The organism is Nostoc sp. FACHB-110 (assembly GCF_014697425.1).
Taxonomy (GTDB): domain Bacteria; phylum Cyanobacteriota; class Cyanobacteriia; order Cyanobacteriales; family Nostocaceae; genus Nostoc_B.
This window is the reverse complement of record NZ_JACJRU010000021.1, coordinates 80,509-102,556: the sequence shown is the minus strand read 5'-3', so window position 1 is coordinate 102,556 and position 22,048 is coordinate 80,509. Positions and strand designations below refer to the sequence as shown.

Annotated in this window: 10 protein-coding genes; 6 read left to right on the top strand and 4 right to left on the bottom strand. The window is 37.3% G+C overall.

Going from position 1 to position 22,048, the window contains the following annotated elements; translation table 11 throughout:
- Positions 1 to 21: 21 nt before the first annotated feature.
- A complete protein-coding gene (locus H6G69_RS19335; RefSeq protein ID WP_190690767.1) occupies positions 22 to 5,151 on the bottom strand; it encodes a PAS domain S-box protein in 5,130 nt (1,709 codons plus the stop codon).
- Positions 5,152 to 6,555: 1,404 nt separating this feature from the next.
- Here H6G69_RS19335 and H6G69_RS19330 point away from each other — a divergent pair.
- The 6 genes from H6G69_RS19330 to H6G69_RS19300 all read left to right on the top strand — a co-directional run bounded on the left by H6G69_RS19330 (position 6,556) and on the right by H6G69_RS19300 (position 18,506).
- The gene (locus H6G69_RS19330; RefSeq protein WP_190690766.1) at positions 6,556 to 7,200 is read left to right on the top strand and encodes a PleD family two-component system response regulator; all 645 of its coding nucleotides are present in this window, start codon (positions 6,556 to 6,558) and stop codon (positions 7,198 to 7,200) included.
- 266 nt (positions 7,201 to 7,466) lie between these two features.
- The gene (locus H6G69_RS19320; RefSeq protein WP_190690765.1) at positions 7,467 to 9,797 is read left to right on the top strand and encodes an NACHT domain-containing NTPase; all 2,331 of its coding nucleotides are present in this window, start codon (positions 7,467 to 7,469) and stop codon (positions 9,795 to 9,797) included.
- 419 nt (positions 9,798 to 10,216) lie between these two features.
- Positions 10,217 to 10,621: a response regulator gene (locus tag H6G69_RS19315; protein WP_190690764.1), complete on the top strand. Its 405-nt coding sequence runs from the start codon at positions 10,217 to 10,219 to the stop codon at positions 10,619 to 10,621.
- A 441-nt stretch (positions 10,622 to 11,062) separates the two neighbouring features.
- Entirely contained in the window at positions 11,063 to 12,469 is a 1,407-nt protein-coding gene (locus H6G69_RS19310; protein ID WP_190690763.1) for an AAA-like domain-containing protein, read from the top strand.
- A 564-nt stretch (positions 12,470 to 13,033) separates the two neighbouring features.
- Positions 13,034 to 14,398 carry an AAA-like domain-containing protein gene (locus H6G69_RS19305; RefSeq protein ID WP_190690762.1) on the top strand — a complete coding sequence of 455 codons (1,365 nt, stop codon included), beginning with the start codon at positions 13,034 to 13,036 and terminating at the stop codon, positions 14,396 to 14,398.
- A 589-nt stretch (positions 14,399 to 14,987) separates the two neighbouring features.
- Positions 14,988 to 18,506, top strand: a complete 3,519-nt coding sequence (locus H6G69_RS19300) for an AAA-like domain-containing protein (protein WP_190690761.1) — start codon at positions 14,988 to 14,990, stop codon at positions 18,504 to 18,506.
- 74 nt (positions 18,507 to 18,580) lie between these two features.
- Here the strand turns inward: H6G69_RS19300 and H6G69_RS19295 are convergent, their stop codons facing one another.
- The 3 genes from H6G69_RS19295 to H6G69_RS19285 form a co-directional block, all read right to left on the bottom strand.
- Positions 18,581 to 19,189 (bottom strand): PEP-CTERM sorting domain-containing protein, encoded by a 609-nt coding sequence (locus H6G69_RS19295; RefSeq protein WP_190690760.1) that lies wholly within the window; start codon positions 19,187 to 19,189, stop codon positions 18,581 to 18,583.
- Between the two features lie 176 nt (positions 19,190 to 19,365).
- Entirely contained in the window at positions 19,366 to 20,031 is a 666-nt protein-coding gene (locus H6G69_RS19290) for a phytochelatin synthase family protein (protein WP_190690759.1), read from the bottom strand.
- Between the two features lie 300 nt (positions 20,032 to 20,331).
- Positions 20,332 to 22,017: a GUN4 domain-containing protein gene (locus H6G69_RS19285; RefSeq protein WP_190690758.1), complete on the bottom strand. Its 1,686-nt coding sequence runs from the start codon at positions 22,015 to 22,017 to the stop codon at positions 20,332 to 20,334.
- Positions 22,018 to 22,048: the final 31 nt, after the last annotated feature.

The following is a 22,048-nucleotide window of genomic DNA, read 5'->3' as shown; positions in this document are numbered from 1 at the left end:
CTCCCTACTCCCTACTCTTCATCATTGAGGAAAGTCAATATAAAAGGCAGTACCGCGATCGCGTTCTAAAAGAATATTACCTTTGAGTTGTCTGACTAAGTTCTTCACAATTCTTAAACCTAAAGAATTGGCAGTTTCCCAGTCTAATGTTGCAGGAATACCCACTCCATCATCTTGGACAATTAAAATTAATTTATTTTCTGGGGCTGATTTCAAAGCAATGGTAATCTTGCCTTGAGTTTCGCCAGGAAATGCGTATTTTAGACAATTAGAAACCAACTCGTTAATAATTAATCCGCAGGGAATCGCATTATCTAAAGTCAATTTAATATTGTTTGTAGCTATATTGAGATGAATATTTTTTTGATTAATTCCGTAGCAGCGAAATAAACTATCTGTCAAACTTTTAATATAGCTACCAAAATTAATTTGATGTAAATCTGCTGACTGATAAAGTTGCTCGTGAATCAAAGCCATTGACTGGACACGGTTTTGAGATTCAGTAAACATTAATAAAGTGGCTTCGTCATCGGAACGTCGAGATTGCATCCTCAACAAGCTAGAAATAATTTGCAGGTTATTTTTGACGCGATGATGAATTTCTTTAAGTAACGTTTCTTTTTCTTCGAGCGATCGCTGAATTTGTTCGACGGCTTGTTTGCGATCGCTAATATCTGATAATCTTACTAAATTAATGCCTTTACCTGCGACAGTAATTTGTTTGGCAGCTAAATTACCCCAAAAAATGTTACCTTTTTTAGTGACATACTCTATTTCCTGACTCCAATAAGATTTTTGATTCAATTCTTGGACAAGTTTATCCAATTCTTCCGGCATAAACTGGTGAAGTTGCAGAGTATTTCCCTGAATATTGAGTAATTCTGCTTTGTTTTGTGCTTCAAACAATTCCACAGCCCGATGATTACAATCAAAAATTAATTGGGTATCAACATCTACTAAAAAAAGTGCATCGGCGGATTCGTTAAAAATGGCTTCTCGTAAATCACGATGGTGAATCACTTCTGACTCAATTTGTTTACGAATACTAATATCTGTGAGGGTTCCTATATAACCGATGATATTACCAATTGGGTTAGTTTCGGGGACTATTTGGATATAAAACCAAGCGATGCTGCCATCGGGACGTACATATTGAACTTCTCGCCGACAAGTGTCATTTATGTGACATCTTTTGCCACAGGGGCCAGGACAATTCACTAACAGGAAATCGCGGTCTTGTTGATAAATATGTTCTAGCCACCCTTTACCCAATGCAGCTTGCGTCGGTCTACCCGTCATTAAACTCCAGCGCTCGTTTACATAAATACAATTACTACCACTATCCAGCCGAAAAATAGCAACTGGAGCAGTTTCGGTTAAGGTAGCGTAACGGTGTTCACTATCGCGCAAGGCGGCTTCTGCTTGTTTGCGCTCAGTAATATCATAGTTAATCCCGACCATACGTTGCGGTTGCCCTTGTTCATTGCGTTGAACTAGCGCAGAGGCTTTGATAAAGCGGATGCTGCCATCATTAATCACAATCCGAAATTCCGTATCAAATTCTTTGCCTCCCCGCACCGCATCTTGAAAAGCGGCTTCTGCGGAGTTTCGGTCATCTGGATGGAGTTTGTCTAGCCAGTCTTGGTATAGGGCAACCCTGTTAGATGATGGTAAATCATACAATTCATACATTCTCTCATCCCATTCGGCCTCATGGCTCATATCCCAGTCCCAAATACCAATATTTGCTGACTTCAGTGCCAATGTTAAGCGGTCTGAAAGGTTACGTAATTTTTCTTCAATTTGTTTTCGGTTGGTAATGTCTAGGATAGTACCAATCAACTGGGATGGTTGACCATTAGTATCTAATAAAACTTCGCCGCGTGACAGTAAATAACCTAAACTGCCGTCAGCACGATAAAAGCGATACTCAATTTCATAAGGTGTTCCCTGTTCCATTGCTTCCTGCACAGCAAGATTTCGCCAAGTGCGATCGTCTGGATGAATGCAATCAAGCATTTTAGTGTAGCTAGGTATACTTAATTTAGGATTGTAACCAAATATCCGAAATACTTCTTCTGACCAAGTTATCTTTTGTGTTACTAAATCCATTTCCCAACTACCCAGATGGGCAATCCGTTGGGCCGCAGCTAGGCTAGAAGCATTTTTGCGGAGTTGCGCTTCTAACTGTTTTTGCTGTGTAATATCTTTGGCAATGCCCACACCACCAATAGCTTGGCCCGCTCCATTACACAAGGGTTTCACCGACAAAAGCACAGGGAAGCGTGAACCATCTTTGCGAATAAAAGTCCATTCCTCTTCAGAGCTTCCTTGCTGGATTTTGAGCATAGGTAAATCTTGAGGCGTAATTTTTTTACCCATTGCTTGTGCGAGTTCATCAGTCCGTTGCTGGAGTTCCTCTGGGTCATGAAAACTATCTGGTGTTAATTTACCAATTACCTCATTGGCTGTATAACCCAACATTTTTTCAGCAGCAGAGTTAAAAGTTTGAATTATGCCTGCGGAATCGGTAGTAATGATTGCATAATCGATACTAGCGAGAATTGCCTGTTGCAATCCAGAAACAGCTAATAATTCAGCTTCTGTTTGCTTGCGTTGAGTAATATCTGTTGCCGAGCCACTCATCCGTATGGGATTACCTGCGTCATCCCACAATGCTTGACCCCGGTCTAATATCCAGATATAAGAGCCATCTTGGCATTGCATCCGGTATTCTTCTTGGAAAAAGGCTGTTTTACGGGCTAAATGGGCTGCTATCGCCATAAAGACGCGCTCATAATCATCAGGATGAATTCGGTTTGACCATGATTCTCGATTTTGAGCTAGCTCATGAGGGCTAAAGCCTAACATTTCTTCCCAACGTGCCGAGAAGAAAACCTCCTCATTTTTAATATTTCGATCCCAAATCCCATCATTACTACCCCGTAGTGCCAAATGCCAGCGCTCTTCACTTTCTTGTAAGGCTATGGTACGCTCTGCTACTCTGGCTTCGAGTTCTTGATTGAGTTGTTGTAATGCCTGTTCTGCCCGAATTTTGTCACTAATATCAACTGCAACACCACCAATTAGTAATTGCTCAGATGTTTTTGATAAAGGAAATTTATAGACTAAGAAATCGCCCAATGTCCCATCTAGTCTGGGAGCTTTTTCAATAGTTTCTAGAATTTGTTGCGTTTGTGCCACCAGGCGAATATTATCCAAAAACTGTTGGGCGATTTCTAGGGGATAAACCTCAAATATTTGCTTACCAATTAAATCTTCTACCCGATCAAATGGCAGTTGAAATGTACGCAAGTAAGTCTTGCTCAAGTAGACTATTTGGCCGTATTCATCAGTAATCCAAGAGGCTGACGGGCTATTATTCATAAACGCCTGAAAGCGCGCTTCACTTTCTCTGAGAGCCGCTTCTGCTTGTTTGCGTTCAGTGATATCAAAATCTATACCACTCATCCGCACAGGTTGACCGTTTTGGTCATACAGTACTTTGCCTCTCCCAAATGCCCAACGAATCGTAGAATCAGGTTTGACAAATCGAAATTCGATGTTGTAATCTTTGCGCTCATAGACCGCACAATTAATGGCTTGTAACACTTTGTGCCGATCATCTGGGTAGATCATGGCCACAATTGTTTCAAAGTTGCCATTAAAAGAGCCAGGCTCCATCCCAAAAAGTTTTTCTAGGTTTGTTGACCAGTGAATTTCACCTGTAGAAATATTCCAGTCCCAATTACCCATACCAGCTGCGTCGAGAGCCAAACTCAAGCGTTCTTCGTTTTGGCGCAGAGCTTCTTCTGTGTGCTTGCGTTGGCTAATATCCTCAATGACACTAATAAAATATTGGGGTGCGCCTAAAGTATCATGTACCAAAGAAACTGTCAGGTTAATCCAAACAGCAATTCCGTCTTTGCGTATGTAGCGTTTTTCAATTGCGTAGGTAGTAATTTGACCAGCCAGGAGCATTTCTAACTGCTCTAAATCAGCGGCTAAATCATCAGGATGAGTAATATCTTGAAATCTCAGAGTCATCAGTTCTAGTTCTGAGTAACCCGCAATTTCGCAAAAGCGCTGATTGAAGCGAATAAATTGCCCACTGAGGGAAACATGACTAATTCCTACAGCTGCTTGTTCAAAGGTATGCCGAAATCTTTCTTCACTTTCTCGTAAAATTTCTTCTGTATGGCGGCGTTGTGCGAGTTCTGTTTGTGCTTGCTGATATGCACTGGCTTGCTGAATAGCGATCGCAATTTGCACCGCCAACTGCTCTAGCAAATCTAGTTCAAATGCTTGCCAGTTACGGGGTGCGGTACATTGATGGGCAATTAACAATCCCCATAGTTGATTTGTGACTAAAATTGGTACTACTAAATTAGCTTTGACTTGAAATCGCTCTAGTAGCTGTAAATGGCAAGTTGTCAGGTTTGCTTGATAAATATCGTTAATGGCGCGTTTTTTTCCCTGGTGATAGTCGGCTCCCTTTCCCTTTTGAAAACACCCATCTTCGATTTGCGCGTCTAAAGCGGCTGTCCACCCCGTCAGTACTGACTCAGCTACGACAGTACCACTCATATCTGGGTGAAATTGATAGACAAGTACTCGGTCTGCCTTTAAAAATTGCTGTACTTCTGTTGTGGTTGTAGCTAAAATATCTTCTAAGTTTAAAGACTGACGAATTCGTAAAGCGATCGCCGTCATCAGTTGTTGCTGTTGCCGACTTTGTTCTAACTGTCGGGTCAGATGCATCCTATCTACTGCATGATGAATTGCACTTTGTAAAATAGTCGCAGTAAGATGATCTTTGACTAGATAATCTTGAACACCATTTTTCATCGCTTGAACAGCAACATTTTCATCCCCTGCCCCTGTCAGCATAATCACCGCAGATTGACTATGATTCCAGTTGTTTTGTAGGTTCTGTAAAAATCCTAAACCATCATCGTCAGGCAACAAATAATCCAACAAAATCACATCTGGTGTCTGTGTTTGACACAATGCTATTGCCTGTTTAGCTGTTGCTGACTGCCGAATGTTATAAATATACAAACTATCATGTTGTAAATACCGACGATACGTTTGACAATCAATGTCACAATCATCAATTATGAGAATGTTCAGGGGCAAACTATCATTCATAAATTACACATTTTCAGGCGCTCGCCTTCATCAATCAATTGACCTTACCTATTTGCTCAATAAAAATATTTTTCTAATTGAATTAACTCTCAATACACTACTCAAAACAAATAACATCTCTGAATCATACTTATGTAAAACTCGCTAAAATTGTCACTTTAACTCTTCAGTATTACCTTTAAGATTTAAATATTTTATCCAAAAATTCACCATATACTGAAAAATCTCACAAAATTTTCTTGCCAGAGAAGATTTTATTAGATTTATGTTAATTTCACTAACATCTAAAAGTGCGCTAAGTCTGACGGGAATCACAAAAAGCTTTTTCGCTGATTCAGACTCTATATATTAGGTTATAACGTCAGTCTTGCTCACTCATAAAGTGTTGTCAGGCTCAAAATAAAATTCCTCAAATGAGTTAATCTGATGAGCAGCTAAATAGTAAAGATTCAGTAGTCAAAATCCAGGAGGCAGAATGTTAGAAAATTGAATCTCTTTCTTCAGGGTAGCAATAGACCAATCATTTTAAACTACTCTTAAATTCTGACTTCTGACTTCTGTGTGCTGAATTCTTACGCTAAATATAGTTTTATCGAAATTGTTATCCTGAAGTTAATCTCTGCTAAAAAGTCCCAGAGAACAGAGAAAACAAGATGATTTCCCAACGTTTATCTGAATTCACAAGTATAATTTACTTGTCAAGTCGGCTTTTTAGCTTTTAACATTTCAACCTTTGCATCCAAAATACTGAATATTTAAAAATCAATCATAATTCTCAGGCAAAAATTATTCACTCTTCTCATCATAAAAATTTGTTAAGTAGAGTAAATTGAATTCAAATTTAATAAAAAAATATTAATTTTATTTTAAAAAAAATTAAATTATTTATAGGCAACCTACAAATATCATAGTATTGCACATATATTTAACAGCAAATAACCACCTTTTAAGTTTTTCGGAGGTTGATAAGCTAATAGTCATTTAAATTGCATCATTTTCATGGTGATAAAAACTTCCAACCCTCTACCCTGCTCCCCTACTGTCTCAACAAGCATTAACTTTACCTAGCCTAAGCGCGTCTAACCTCTAGCCTCAAGTCCGTGAGGAAAAACTATGTTAATAAAAATTAACTAACTTCACAACCTCTTCCCTACTACAAATGTTTACACTGTTCTACTAATTTTTTGTTTCTGCTTCCCTTCCTTGATGAATCAGTACAAATCAAATATGATTGCTATATTCAGTTATCATTAATTAAAAATAAATTTTCCCTTCTCAACAAAAAATAATTCCCTAAAATATTCATCTTTGGTAATATGTCCAATTTAGATAATCTGTCTTCATCCGCAGATTTAATATCATAGTATTGTTGCACCTACTAGAATAGTTAATAGAGCATTAACAATGACAAAAATTTTAGTAATTGAAGACCAAGAAGATGTCCGAAAAATTATTGTAGAAATTTTGAAAGCAGAAAATTTCTATGTTATGGATGCAGAAAATGGCAAAGTCGGTATTAATTTGATCCAAACAGAAATACCAGATTTAGTTATCTGCGACATTACCATGCCTGAGTTAGATGGCTATGAAGTTGTCACCTGGACACGCGAAAATTCAGAGACTGAAGCGATTCCTTTTATATTTCTGACAGCTAAATCTTCTCAAATTGATATGCGTCAAGGTATCGAATTGGGTGCAAATGATTATTTAGTCAAACCATTTACACGGGCAGATTTATTAGGAGCAATTGCAGCTATTCTTGAGAAACAAGACATAATTAATAGACAGACTCAAAAAAGAATTAGGCAATCTTATAATTATATCAATCAATCACTTAGTCATGAATTATTGAATCCTTTAAACCATGTAAGATATGGTTTAAAAACTCTGATAGATAACTATGAATTAATGGACAAGGAAGAAATATTGAAGAAACTTAAAGAGTTTTATCGTTTAAGTGAAGACTATCAAGATATCTATCCAAATACTTCCATAAATATACTCAACCCAAAAATTAATTATGAATCATCTAAAAGTTTTGATTCTTGAAGATGATCAGTTAGTAGCTGACGACCTAAGAGAAACTCTAGAAGATATGGGCTATACTGTACCAGCCTTAGTAGCATCAGAAGAATAAGCTATGCTGATGGCAGAAAGCTTGCAGCCTGACTTAGTATTAATGGACATTAGACTACAAGGCAAGATGGATGGAATTAAAGCCTGTTGTGCAATCCAGTCTCGCTTTAATTTACCAATTTAGATTTAGCCAGACTCTCCCAGATTTCATTTGAATTAATTAAGTTTTCGATATTAGCATGATCAAAAGGTCTCTCCAAGCATCAAATGAAGGTATTAAAAAAGCCAAACGTGCTTTTAATTATAAAGGTTGGACACAAGAATATCTGGCAAGTAGAGTTGGTCTAGATAGTCGCCAACCTATTTGGAAGTTTTTTACTGGTAAACCTGTGGCTCGTAAGATATTTAACGAAATTTGCTTATGTCTAGAACTAGAGCCAGAGGAGATTGTTCAACGATTAGAATTTGACGAAAGTGAAGAATTAGATTCTCAGCAGATTCTAGAAAGTAAAAATTCTCATATCATTGACCCTTTAGTCTCTAAAGTACGGACTGCTCACGCCGAAAAAATTCAAAATCAATGCGGTAATATCCATGTGTTAGATATTTCTCGTACTGTCGAATTAGACGAATTATTTGTTGAAGTCAATGTCATAGAAGAGATTTCTAGCCACAGATGGATTGATATTGCCAAATTTTGTAAATTTGATCATCAAACTTTAGCAAATTTGGATTTGGAAGAAGTTAGTACTAAGCAGACTACAGGTTTACAAGCTATTGAAAAATTTTCTAAACTGGTTGTGCTGGGAAAGCCAGGCTCGGGAAAAACTACTTTCTTACAATCAATTGCTATACTCTGTAACCAAGGAAAATTTCAGGCTAATAGGGTTCCTATGTTTGTGAGTCTGAAAAATTTTGCGGAAAATATGAATTGTGATGAGAAAAACTCTTTATTAAACTATTTAGTTCAAGATTTTAGCATTTGTAAAATAACTCAACAAGAATTAGAACATTTACTCCATGAAGGTAAAGCTTTAATCTTGTTAGATGGGTTGGATGAAGTAGTAGATAAAAATAGTGACAAAGTTGCTAATATTATTAGCAGCTTTGCCGAAATTTATTATAAAAATATATTAATTATTAGTTGTAGAACTGCATTTAAACATCAAAAATTTAAAGGTTTTGCAGAAGTAGAAATTGCTGAATTCACCAACTCACAAATTGTAAGTTTTGCCAATAAATGGTTTACAGCTTTTACTAAAAAAAATATCCGGTTAAAGAAAAACTTAGCATCTAAATTTATTGAGAAAATATCAATTTCTCAAAACCGATTAATCCAAAATCTTTTATCTACGCCTCTTTTATTAAATCTGACTTGCTTAATTTTTCAATGTTTAGAAGACTTTCCTACTAAACGTTCTGAGATTTATCGACAAGGATTAGAGTTATTACTAGTGCGTTGGGATGAAGAAAGAGGTATAAAAAGAGATAGCATATATCGCAATTTAAGTTTAGGTCAGAAAATTAAATTGCTCAGTTATATAGCTGCAACTGCTTTTGAAAAAGGTGATTATTTCTTTGAAGAAACTAAAATTTGTCAATTAATTGCTGATTATCTTTATTTATTACCTAATACAGCAACTGAGCCTGAGCATGATATAGAAGATTTATTAGTAAATAGTAAAGCTGTACTTCAATCGATTGAATTACAGCATGGACTATTAATTGAATATGCTAGGGGAATTTATTCTTTTTCACATTTAACATTTTACGAGTACTTTACTGCAAGGTTTATGGCTAATGGTGAGCAAAAAACCTTAGATAAAGTTGTCGATAATATGTTTGATAAGCGATGGCGTGAGGTTATCTTGCTCACCACAGAAATGCTGAGATCCGTGGATCATTTATTTCAGCTAATGAAACAACAAATTGAGAATTTATTTGTTGCCGATGAAAAGTTAAATCGTTGCTTGACTTGGTTGATGCAAAAATCTTCAACAGTGCAATCAGATTATCACCCATCTGCTGTACGTGCTTTTTACTTTACTCTGATTCTCCCTGCTGATTATTCTTTATCTCGTAACCAAACTTTAGCTATATCTTTAGATGACCATCTTGCGGGAAAACTAGCTGATGATTTAGCTTTAGATTTAGCTTTAATGCATATTTTAGCAATTAGTATGACTTTGACTCCAGAGCTTTTTTGTAAGCGCATTTCTGCTATTAAATTAGCTTTGGATATTGATTATCTACTACATGAACATTCATCTTTATCTCAATCTCTCCACAACCTCAAACAAGAACTGCCTAGTTCTCAACAAGAGCGAGAGGCATTAAAGGTATGGTGGAAATCTCACGGGTTATCTTGGACTAGTCAATTAAAGGAAGTAATCAAAGTCTACCGTCAGATGGTTTATGATTGGCAATTCAATGAAGAACAGTTGCAGTTAATTAAGCAATACTGGGAGGCAAATAGTTTATTAGTAGATTGCTTCAATGTTGTGGGTAATGTAACTACTAACTTACGAGAGATGATTGAAAATACTTTGCTTTTACCTCCAGATATATAGTACACCTCTTGTATGAATCCAATTATCCCCTCAGACTGGAAGTCTGGGGCTATACAAACAAAGCCTGCCTATCGCGCTTGCGCTGCGCTTGGCGGACTTCGTTTGTATAGCCGCGAATTCCATTCGCTGGGGCTAGGTGCAAGATGTGAATAAATATATGATTTGAGTTGAAAAATCTGGGTTGTACAGTCATCAATTTCATTCATCAAATATTTGTGCATGTACAGCTACACCCTATTGTTGACATCCTTATCAGTTTCTTATTTTCTTGATTTAATCTGAACTTATCTAAATCAGAAAACAGGTGAATCGGTGCGGTTATGGGAGAAAAACACCTGTATGCCTGTCACGGCTGAACCTGTTGCTTGTCCCTATGCCCTCTTAATCAATTTGAGCCAGCTTCTTTCAGCATTCTAATCATGACAATCAAGACAATATTATTGGTTGACGATGAACCGACTATTCGAGACCTTGTGCAAATTTGTTTAAATGATTTGGTGGGATGGAATGTTGTCACTGCGGCCTCGGCTCAGGCTGCACTCCAACAGCTAGAGATAGCAAGTCCTGATGCTATTTTGCTAGATGTTGTTATGCCTGGTATGGACGTTAATACATTTTTATACAAGTTCCATAAAAGACATTCAACCAAATTAATTCCGGTAATACTTTTAAGTGTGATGGCTGATTGGTTTACATCACAACAACTTCAAGAGCTTGGGGTTGTTGATGCAATTGCTAAACCCTTTAACCCAATCACCTTACCTGATCAGATTAGGCGTGCTTTAGGATGGAATTTAACAGTGGAGGATGAAATTAGCAGATAAATAAAAGTATTTGATTTTATATAAGTTTTGTCAATGATAGCTCCAGAGGAAAAGCGATAAAGTCCTTATAAGTTTCTTATTTTTGAATGTTATCCTAAAGACGATAATCAAAAGAAATTTTAGATATGATGTTTAATTTATAACCTAAACATGGAGGTCATAAATGTAAAAAAGTTAATCAGCTAGTTTACAACTTATTGAGGTTTTTTGGCTGCTATTGAAAATTATTTGACAGCAGTCAAATTGATATTTTTTTCAATAGCAGATTTAATTTTTGGTTTGTCCCTACTTAAAAAACTAAGGCTATAGTTTGGTAACTGACTACAAAAGTAAAAAGCTCACGCAATTTAGATAATTGACCGCAAAATTTAACTGACTAACCCAGAGTTTTTTAAATTTAGTGAAGAAAAGTACCAGTTCTGTAGATTAATCAGCACTAATATGAAGCAATTACATACTACAAGAAGACGGGGAATCGTTTTAACTCCTACTGGTTTAAAGCAGCTGCAATCTGCTATTGAAAGTTTAGAAATTATCGAGAATAACGGTAATAAATTTACTATGGCCGAACTGAGCGATCGCATCAATGTTTCGATCAAAACGCTCACTCGCCTATGGTCATTGAATAGTGCGGTAGACCAGAAGACTCTCAAATGTTGTTTTAATGCTTTTAACCTCAAACTACGTAATGAGGACTATACATTCTTTAATGAATATCACAATACTCCCAATTTGCCAGCACCCTCGCTGAGGATGAATGTTGCCAAAAATCCAAACGAGTCTTTACTTGCTAACTCCTATAGAACCCATCCATTAGAACAACCGGAACATAGTTGGTTATATTCTGATGGCCCTGTTCCTACCGATTCTGCTATTTATATTGAGCGTCCGCCAATAGAAAAACTAGTCTATCGAGAAATCACCCAACCTGGCGCAGTTATTCAAATTCGCTCGCCCAGACAAATGGGTAAAAGTTCCCTAGTGTTACGCTTGCTATCTTTTGCGCAAATGCAAGGATATCGTACCGTCACTTTGAATTGTTACCAAATGGATAACAATTGCCTCAAAGATTTAAATAAATTATTACGTTATCTTTGCTGGCGAGTAGCTAAGGAATTAAATATTGATCCCGATTTAAATAATCAATGGGATGAAGAAATTGGTTGTAAATTAAGTAGCAGTTTCTACTTCCATAACCATTTGCTCAACAAAAATCAAAGACCTGTGGTTTTAGTGTGGAATGGCATTGAACGTTTCTTTGAATATCCCCACGTAGCCCATGAGTTTTTTGATTTGTTACGTTCATGGTCAGAAGAAGCACGACAAAATACAAATTGGCAAAAATTGAGATTAGTGATGGTGTACTCTACAGAAGAGTACATTTCTTTAGATATTAATCGTTTTCCGTTGAATATTGGATTGCCTATTTCTCTACCAGAATTTACGCAATCTCAGGTAGAAAATTTAGCCAAACGCCACGGTTTAAACTGGTACGGTAAGAAAGAAATTCAGGAATTGATGTCACTGGTAGGCGGTCATCCAGCATTAATTCGGCTGAGTTTGTATTATCTTTGCTGTCAAGGAATGAGTTTCACAAAATTGGTAGAAGAAGCGATCGCCAATGGGGGTATATATCGCTACCATCTATATCAAAAATGGGTGAAATTACAGGAAAATCCCCATTTAGCTCGCACCTATGCAGCAGTTTTAGCTACTGATGAGCAAAAAGGTTGGCTTGACCCAGTGCAGACTGATAAATTAGAGAGATTGGGCTTAATCCGCTATGAAAGCGATCGCATTCTTCCTCGCTACGAAATTTACCGCAGCTATTTTTCTAAGCAACTCTAGCAATCTTGTTTGACAAATCACTTGGAAATTCAGAGCCAGAAAAAACCATACCTTGTGATTTATACTGGCGATTTACTGAGAAATAAAGCTGATATTTAATCTCATCAAATAGCCTGGTTTTTTGGATTTATGGAAAAGCAATTTTTATTTTGTAATTTAGGAGGCAGCCAGAATATTTTATAGTCTCCATAGGTAAGTTCATGAAAATTTCAAATTTTTCGGCAAATATATGCAGTAAGTTAAAATTGCAGTCCATAAATATTTCAAGAATTTGTTGCTCAATAAGCTTAAATTAGCCCGCCAGCTAATAGTTGCTAAATTCCCTCATACTTGAATTTCAGCTATTTAGCTAATTGTGCAACAAGTTTAATTAACAACCAAATAGACACAAAGAGAAGTAAAAATTATTAATTTTTACTCAAAACTCAAGATTCAGCAGCATTTTTGTTCCTCAAATCGGCAATTGTTCAGTGTAGAAATACTCAATATTTAATTCACAACAATTGGATTTTCAAAATCTACTATGTAGATTTTGCACCTACTAAAATTGTTGTTACATAACCTATGGAAATAAAACAAGCAAAGAGCAAGAGAAAACGGGGTGTTATCTTAACTCCTACAGGATTACAAAAATTACAAGAAGCAATTTTAGCTTGGGAGGTTTTAAAAAATAAAGGTCATCGCTTAACTTTAGAACAATTAAGCAGACAGATAAACGTTTCTAGTAAAACTCTGAGTCGATTATGGTCTTTGAGTGCCAGCGTCGATCAAAAAACATTAAAACTGTGCTTTAGTGCTTTTAACTTAGAAGTCAATGAGGAAGATTACACGATTTTAACGGAAGAAAATGACAACGAAACAACAGGAGCTTATCTAGATAATTCATCTACACTCACAGTCAATAGTTGGTCATATCCACATGGGGCTGTACCTTTAGATTCGCCCTTTTATATTGAGCGTCCACCAATTGAAGAGTTAGTCTATCAACAACTAACACAAACAGGCTGTGTAATTCGGGTCTGCGCCCCTAGACAAATGGGCAAGACTTCTTTAGTATTGCGTCTTTTAGCTTTTGCCAAACTCCAAAAATATCAGACAGTCAATATCAAATGTAGCCAAATTGATCAGCAATATTTGACTGATTTGAATAAACTTTTGCGTTGCCTTTGTTGGCAAATTGCACATCAATTAAAAATTGAGCCAAACCTGGATGAACATTGGGATGAAGAAATTGGATGTAAGTTGAGTTGTAGTTTGTACTTACAAAACTATATTCTCAAACAAAACAAAAGTCCTCTAGTTTTGGTTTTTAATGATATTGATCGCTTTTTTGAATATCCTCACATTGCTCATGACTTTTTTGCTTTGTTACGCTCTTGGTGTGAGGAAGCACGACAAAATCCCCATTGGCATAAACTTAAGCTTGTAGTAGTTTACTCTACAGAAAATTATATTTCCTTAGACATTAATCATTCTCCATTTAATGTAGGATTACCTATCCGTCTGTATGAATTTACCCAGCTACAAGTCGAAGATTTGGCTAGGCGATATAGTCTAAATTGGACTACAGGTAAAGAGTCTGCACAGTTAATGTCTATTGTCGGCGGTCATCCAGCACTAATCCAACTGGCGTTGTATTATCTGGGTTCGGAAACTATGACTTTATCAGAATTGATCGCGGAAGCCCTCGCTAATGGTGGCATTTACCGCAACCACTTACAACAACACTGGATCAGACTGCAAGCTAACCCCAATTTAATTAAAATCTATACTGAGCTAGTGACAGCCAATCAAAGTGTGCTTCTCGATCCCACAGATGCCTATAAACTCGAAAGTTTAGGATTGATTTACTATGAAGGAGATCGGGTCTTACCCAGGTGTGAACTTTACCGCGCTTATTTTACTAAACAGCTAGCTACTATTGCTTAAGCAATTTCTCTAGTCAAGGGAATTTAAACAAGAGAATTCCCTTGATTTTTTTTTGCTGTTGATAAATTCGCTTATAGCAAAGTGCTGAGTATAAACTCGGTATTCTCAGGAGTTTCCGCAATCAACATAGTCCTAATCTATGCTTTGACTGCTATAACTTGACTATCTTTTTTGTCCCTGTTTATTGCTGACGTAAGTATGTTCCGTAATTAAATCAGACACCGATAAAATCATCCTATTTTTATACTCAAAATACAAGGACAGATAAGACAGTTAAAAAAATAATTAAAAAGTTTTTAGAAATTTAAGACATTTAAGACATTTAAGCATTGAAAGGATTTCAGACCAAAAAATACACAAGTATACTAATAAAAAAATGATTATTTTATAGTAATATGCTGTTGAAATCATGTTATTAATAATCCTTAGATGTAAACAGCAATTGTAAAATTTATACCAAATTGATGAGCGGTTCTGCATAAACTCAAACTGTGTTTTGAAAGTTATGCAGCAGAAAATTGTCTATATGCCTTTTGAGTCCAAATTGATATTATATAATTTCTTTTTTGTTAAAGATGCCTAAATTAACATGAACTATCAGGTTGGTGGCAGTCTCCCTAGCAATGATCCGAGCTATGTTATCCGACAGGCGGACAAACAACTTTATAACAGCTTAAAAGCTGGTGATTTTTGTTACGTTTTTAACTCTCGCCAGATGGGTAAATCGTCTTTACTCCATCGCACTAGTGCTACTCTTTCAAAAGAAGGTTATAGCTGTATATATATAGATGTAACGCGCTTAGGTAGTGAAGATACAACAACTGAACAATGGTACAAAGGAATTATTATCAGTCTGTTTTACGGCTTGAATTTAAGTCAAACAATCGATTTTAAACAGTGGTGGGAGTTTCAATCAGGTCTTTCGCCCATCCAAAAACTCAATCAATTTTTAGAAGAAATTTTACTTGCCCAAAAGCAAAGCGATCGCATTTTTATTTTTATTGATGAAATTGATAGTTTATTAAGCTTAAATTTTTCTGTTAGTGACTTTTTTGCTTGGATTCGTCACTGTTATAACCAAAGAGCCTACGATCCGCAATTTAAACGCTTAGGATTTGCCCTATTTGGAGTAGCCAGTCCACCTGACTTAATATCTGATAAGCGGCGTACACCCTTTAATATTGGTACAGCCATTCAGTTATATGGTTTTACCACCGAAGAAGCAACACCATTACTTAGAGGTTTAGAAGAAGTTATTAGTCAACCCCAAGCAGTCCTCCAAAACATCATTTCTTGGACAGGTGGACAGCCTTTTCTCACGCAAAAGCTGTGTCAGTTAGTTGTCAAAATTGCCTGGGACACACCAAATCGCAAAATAGATTTACCACCAGCCACAGCCGGATATTGGGTAGAACAACTTGTCAAAAAACATATTATTCTCCACTGGGAAGCTAATGATGAACCCGAACACCTGCGTACCATTCGCGCTCGGCTGCTATTTAACGAACAACGCGCCGGGAGGTTGTTGGGAATTTATCAGCAAATGTTACAAGCTGAGTCTGGCACTCCCCTTGTCCCCATTGATGATAGTCAAGAACAAAAAGAACTGTTGTTATCTGGTTTAATTGAGCGACATAACAGTTATCTGAGAATTAAAAATCCGATTTATCGTCAAGTTTTTAACCATCAATGGGTAATTAGACAACTAGATAATTTGCGTCCTTACTCCCAACTTTTCAATGCTTGGGTGGCCTCAGGTTATCAAGATCAGTCTCGGTTGCTGCGGGGACAGGCACTTAAAGATGCCCAAAATTGGTCACAGGGCAAAAGTTTGAGCGATTTAGATTATAAGTTTTTCGCAGCCAGCCAAGAAAATGAACAGCGCGAAATTCACACAGCATTAGAAGCAGTCAGAGCGCAAGAAGTAGAAGCAAGACTAGCCCAAGAAAAAAAAACTGCGGCATTACAAAGGTTTTTGTTAATTGTCGTGGGTATTGGATTACTTTTTTCTACTTGTTTGGGTTTTGGCAGTTTCGTTTTATACAGTCAAGCCAAAACCAGCGAAATTCAAGCCAAAACCAGTGAAATCCGGGCTTTAATCTCTTCTTCTGAGGGACTTTTGGCTTCAAATCGGCGCTTGGATGCCTTAATAGAAGCAATCAAAGCTAAACATAGATTGCAAAAACTAGGCATCCCCAACTCAAATATTGAACAACGCGTAGACAGTATCCTGCGGCAAGCAGTTTACAGTGCAGATGAATACAATCGTTTTGCTGGTCATACCGCAGCAGTCATGGCAGTCGATGTCAGCCCTGATAGTTCTCTAATTGCTTCGGCAAGTATGGATAGAACAGTTAAAATTTGGCGGAGTGATGGTCAGTTACTTGTGACTCTCAAAGGTCATCAAGGAGCCGTCAGAGCGGTGAAATTCAGTCATGACGGGCAAATGCTGGCCTCGGCAAGTGAGGATGGAACGATTAAACTTTGGCAACTCAACGGCACTTTAATTAATACCTTTAAAGGTCACACTGCTTCTGCTTGGGGAGTGGCGTTTAGTCCTGATGGGAAATTTTTAGTCTCTGCGGGTTGGGATAAAACAGTCAGACTTTGGCAGCAAGACGGCACTTTAATCAAAACTTTTGCTGGTTACATTGCTGGATTTTGGGGAGTGGCCTTTAGTCCTGATGGTCAAACCATCGCTGCAGCTAATTTGGACGGCACAATCAAACTGTGGCAAAAAGGTTCTGCTGGCTGGAAGAATGTCAAGCCTTTACAGCCGCTTACAGGTCATCAAGCATGGGTTGTGGGAGTTGCTTTTAGTCCTGATGGGCAGATCCTGGCTTCGGCCAGTGAAGATAAAACCGTGAAACTGTGGCGGCGCAATCTGGAAAATGGTAGTTACCGCCTGAGTACAACTCTGGTTGGTCATAGCGCAGGAATTTCGAGTGTAGCTTTTAGTCCTGATGGTCAAACTATTGCTTCTGCCAGTCTTGACAAAACCATTAAATTGTGGAGAGTTGATGGCACACCATTAAGAACCCTCAAAGGCCATAGTGCTTCTATTTGGGGAACTAGTTTTAGTCCTGATGGTAGGTTTATTGTGTCGGCGGGCGCAGAAAATGTTGTCAGACTTTGGCAAAGTGAAAATCCTTTTTTCCAAAGTATGATTGCTCATGGTGGTGGTATTTGGTCGATCGCTATTACTGCTGATAGTGCCATTATTGGTACAGCTAGTCACGAAAATACTGCTAAATTGTGGAGTCGCCAAGGTAATTTAATCAGAACCTTGACCCAAAATAAGGTAGTCTTTGAGATTTCGTTTAGTCAGGATGGCCAGTTAATCGCTCTTCCCGCTTACGATAATACAATTACAATTAAGCGTCCTGATAATAGTTATGTTGCGAGTTACAAAGATGCTTATGGAAAAATTACAGCAGCATTATTAAGTCCTGATGGGCAAGCGATCGCGATCGCTAATGTTGATAAAATTGCCCAAATATGGCATCGTCATCAGCCGAAAGCGTTGGTTCTTCCAGGACATCAAGCCGAAATTTGGCAAGTTGCTTTTAGTCCTGATGGAAAAATGCTTGCTTCTGCGAGTGCTGATGGCACAGCAAAACTGTGGACAATAGATGGTAAATTGCTGACAACCTTGGTTGGACACACCGCAGCAGTTTGGCGGGTAGCTTTTAGCCCTGACAGTAAAATGGTAGCGACTGGCAGCAGTGACAATACAGTAAAGTTATGGACAATTAATGGTAAGTTGTTGAGAACCTTTAAAGGTCACACCGCAGCAGTTTGGGGCGTAGCGTTTAGTCCTGATGGTCAAATGTTAGCTTCTGGAAGTGTAGATGCAACTGTCAAGCTTTGGGGACTCGATGGTAGAGAAATCACAACTCTCGCTGAACATACCGCCGCCATTAGAAAAATTGCCATTAGCCGCGACGGAACTTTTTTAGCTTCCGGTGGTGATGATAACACTTTGATTTTATGGAATTTGCCCCGCATTCTTCAGTTAGATGCGCTGGCTTATGGTTGCACTCTCGTGCAGAATTATTTAAAGAATAATACAGCTTTGGATAATAGCGATCGCTCTATATGTCAGTAGCAAAACCATAAAAATGAACTCCTGAAAGAGAAAAAATCAATTCAGAGGAGTTCAGATGAGTTTGATGAATAATTTTAGGAAATTTTTTCGAGCTTTTTGGCAGTTAATTTAGATGATGAGCGCTGACGTTTGAATACTGCAGTTGCACCAAAAGAGCCAAGAGCCAGTAAGCTGAGAACAGGAGTGGGTTCAGGAACACTAGCTATAGTTGCAAAAAAACTAATGGGTAACTCACTATCTTCCGGCCCCAAATTTTCAAAACCTGGTGTTAATGGTGGTGCAGAAAAAACTTCTAAATAACTGGGTGTGGGCAAAAAACTCGCAAAAAATGGACTAGAGTAGTTTCCGCCTGCTGTAGAATAACCAAAACCATCGCCAGTTAATTGCTGAGTGCCAAGACGAATTAAATTGTCCACATTAAACGGTTCATTTCCAGGGATAGGAGTTCCTGCGGGTTGCAACCCAGTAATAACCTCTCCGTTGCGTGTACCGTTGATTCCCAAAATTTGGTAAAAACCAAACTCATCGGGGGTCTCATTGGTGATAAAAGTACCCTTTGCATCTATCCCAGTACCAGAATAATTCCAGTTCCAAGTGAGCGCAGAGGCGGGTTGTATGTTGCCAACAACTAATCCTGATGTAGCAGTCAGAACTGTGGCAGAGAGTAAAGCTAGATATTTCATGAAGTTACTAATTGAGTTGCCAATCTGGGAAAGAGTTTATCTTGTTTGTGGAGGCTAGGTTAATGGGTGTGGGGTTCATGGGTTTTGGATACATACACCCCTACCCCTTGCCCCCTTCTCCAAACCCTTGATTTTTCGTTTTAATACGTAAGTCCTGGGATTGTTTTAGTCAACACTTAGCTGTTTTCCGCATGGAGAGCATTTAAAGCAATTTCTGATGGATGAGTTACGCCATTAGCTGCTAGATTTGCTTTCTCTAATCTACGTAGCACAATCATACCCCGAGAGCGATTTGAAGAGGAGTCTTTATCCACGCAAGCGGCGTATAAACGCTGAATTGGGCATTGCCAAAACCGGGTATATCGTTTGGGGTTTGTATCTGCAATGGTGACTTCTTGGGTCTCAGGGTCATAGTCTGCCAAAAGGGAGAAGTGACCACCTTCCAAACTGGGGTTTTCGTGGGCAATCCGAGTATTGAAGTTTAAGATATGAACATCAGCTTCATTCGAGACAGCAACTTCAACCTCACGAATAAAGGCCTCGAATGTCATACTCGGTTTATCAAAATGCTCCATCCGAATGCCTAGAGGGAGTTTTTTTCTTTCTATGTAGATTTTGCAGGTATCGTAAGTTTCGGCGAGTGTCATACCATCATCTAAAACCGATGCGATGGGCAATTGGGTGACATAAAAAATCTCATCAACAGTGGTTAGGTAGCCCAATGCTGTTAAGGCATAAGCAATTGCTGTCACGTTGCAACAAAAGATGGGTTGTTGAAACTGATGTAGTTGAATTATTTCTAAATCTCGTTTAGAAATTTGAGATATGTTTTCCAGATCCATTTTTATACCTCCACAGATATATTGATTGCCTCAATATTTGAGTGCAATCATAATTTCTTCTATCGAGGCATTTTCGGGGAATTTTGGCAAATATACAAGGACAGATAAGACAGTTAAGCAAATAAGTTGAGAAAGATAAGACAATTAACTAAAATAAATTTTTAAATATGTATAAATTAATTCATAAAAATAAATTTATTTTAATTTTTCAGTTCGGGAGTGTTGTATTAAATCGCCATTTTCCCAGCAGCAAAATTTCTATCTCGATATCAGACTATCAATCAATTTTCTGTGATTAACTTATGGCAAATGTGTGTTGCAAGTTTTGATGCGAGTAAAAAACAGGTGCATTTGCCAGATTAACCATGACTCAACCCGCCAAGCAGCCATTGACATAGGTTCTACAAATGAATCATTAGGTGCTAAAGGAAAAATTTCTGGGTCTTTGTCATAGTGTAACCATTTGGCTGGTAGGTGTCCTAATGGTGTGGCGGGTGACAATTTAAAGCTAAGTTGATTGTAGTTTAACCATTTTCCTGCTTTACGCCAACCCAGGCGATCGCCAAGTATCTTTTCTGTTTCATAATCTACCTGTCCGCCTATTTCCTGCCAAATACTTTGTTGCACACTCAAGCCAAAATAGCCATGACTGTATTGTTGCCAAAATTGGTCAATTTGATCAAAAGCTTGACAAGGAAAGTTGAGAATATCTTCTCGATAAACTTCATGCCAATAATTCTTACCTAGAACTTGTAAAATTAATCTTGCGGTTTCAATATCTGCGGCTTGCCATTGCTGATGTGCAAGTAAATTTTGCAATTTACTGTAATCGATATTATGGCTAGATTGCAATTCTGGCGTAATCTCAATAGCATGATTTATTGGTTCTACTAATGCTATTTGGGCAACAGGTGAGACAGCAGTTGTCACAACCTCTGTTTCTACTATACCTAGCACCTTTTTTTGCGCTAATAGTTGAGTAGACATATAATCAGAGATTAAACAAATAGCTTGATTTAAGGTTATTTCATCTTGACTAAAATCAGCTGCGGCAACTTGCCAATCTAATAATTGTGTTTGCCAAAAAGCATCTTCTAATCTTGCTTTTTTTTCATAACTAGCTACTAATAAATTGAGCAAATTCTGAGATACTGGATTATTATCGGAAATTGACAATACATTGGTTGGAGAATTTAAAGTACTACTAGCTAAATTGTGAATTTCGCCTACGGTAGCATAAAAATCTGCGTCTACTTTAACTACCTCGTCGATTAAAGACTGAAACGGACTAAAGTAATCTTGTAAGGAATGCTCTAAATTAATCGCTGTTTCGGCAATTTTTGCTATTTCTTGACGAATCTTGGTTGCTTTAATTTGATATTCATATATTTCTTGATATACTTCTATATCTTTAACAATTCGCTGGATAGCTTGCTTTTGAGTTTTCGTATCTTGAGCTAAGTGTTTAATGCCTTCACTCAGTAATTTAACTTTTTCTAAAATTAGAAAATTTGTATTACTTAATAAAAGAATAGATTTTAAATTTTCTGCTTTTTCTGTTTTTAATTTCGCAATTATTTGCGGATTCCGGATATTTTTTAATTCTAGCTGACTTCTTTCTTCATTGATATTAATGATTTCTCGATATTTTTGGTTATATAGATTTTTCCAGTCATCGATAAATTTTACTAGAAAATCTTGATAACTATCTTTATAACTTTCTAAACAATCTATCAGTTGAATATAGTCTTTAGTTAAAAATTTTACTGCTGCTAAGATTTCGCCTTGGCTAATTTCTTGTTTTCTTTTAATGATTCCCCAAAAGTAAGTATGAGATTTAGTACCTGTTTGAATCAGAGTTTGACATTTTTGAATTTTTTTTTGAATTTTTTTAAATTTGGGATTTTTTAAAATCGGAAATTTATAGTTCTTCTCATAAATCGTGACTGATTCATAAATAATTAGTTGTTGCTTTCTAGCTAACATCACTGGTTATTCAATATATAGTAGCTGCTAA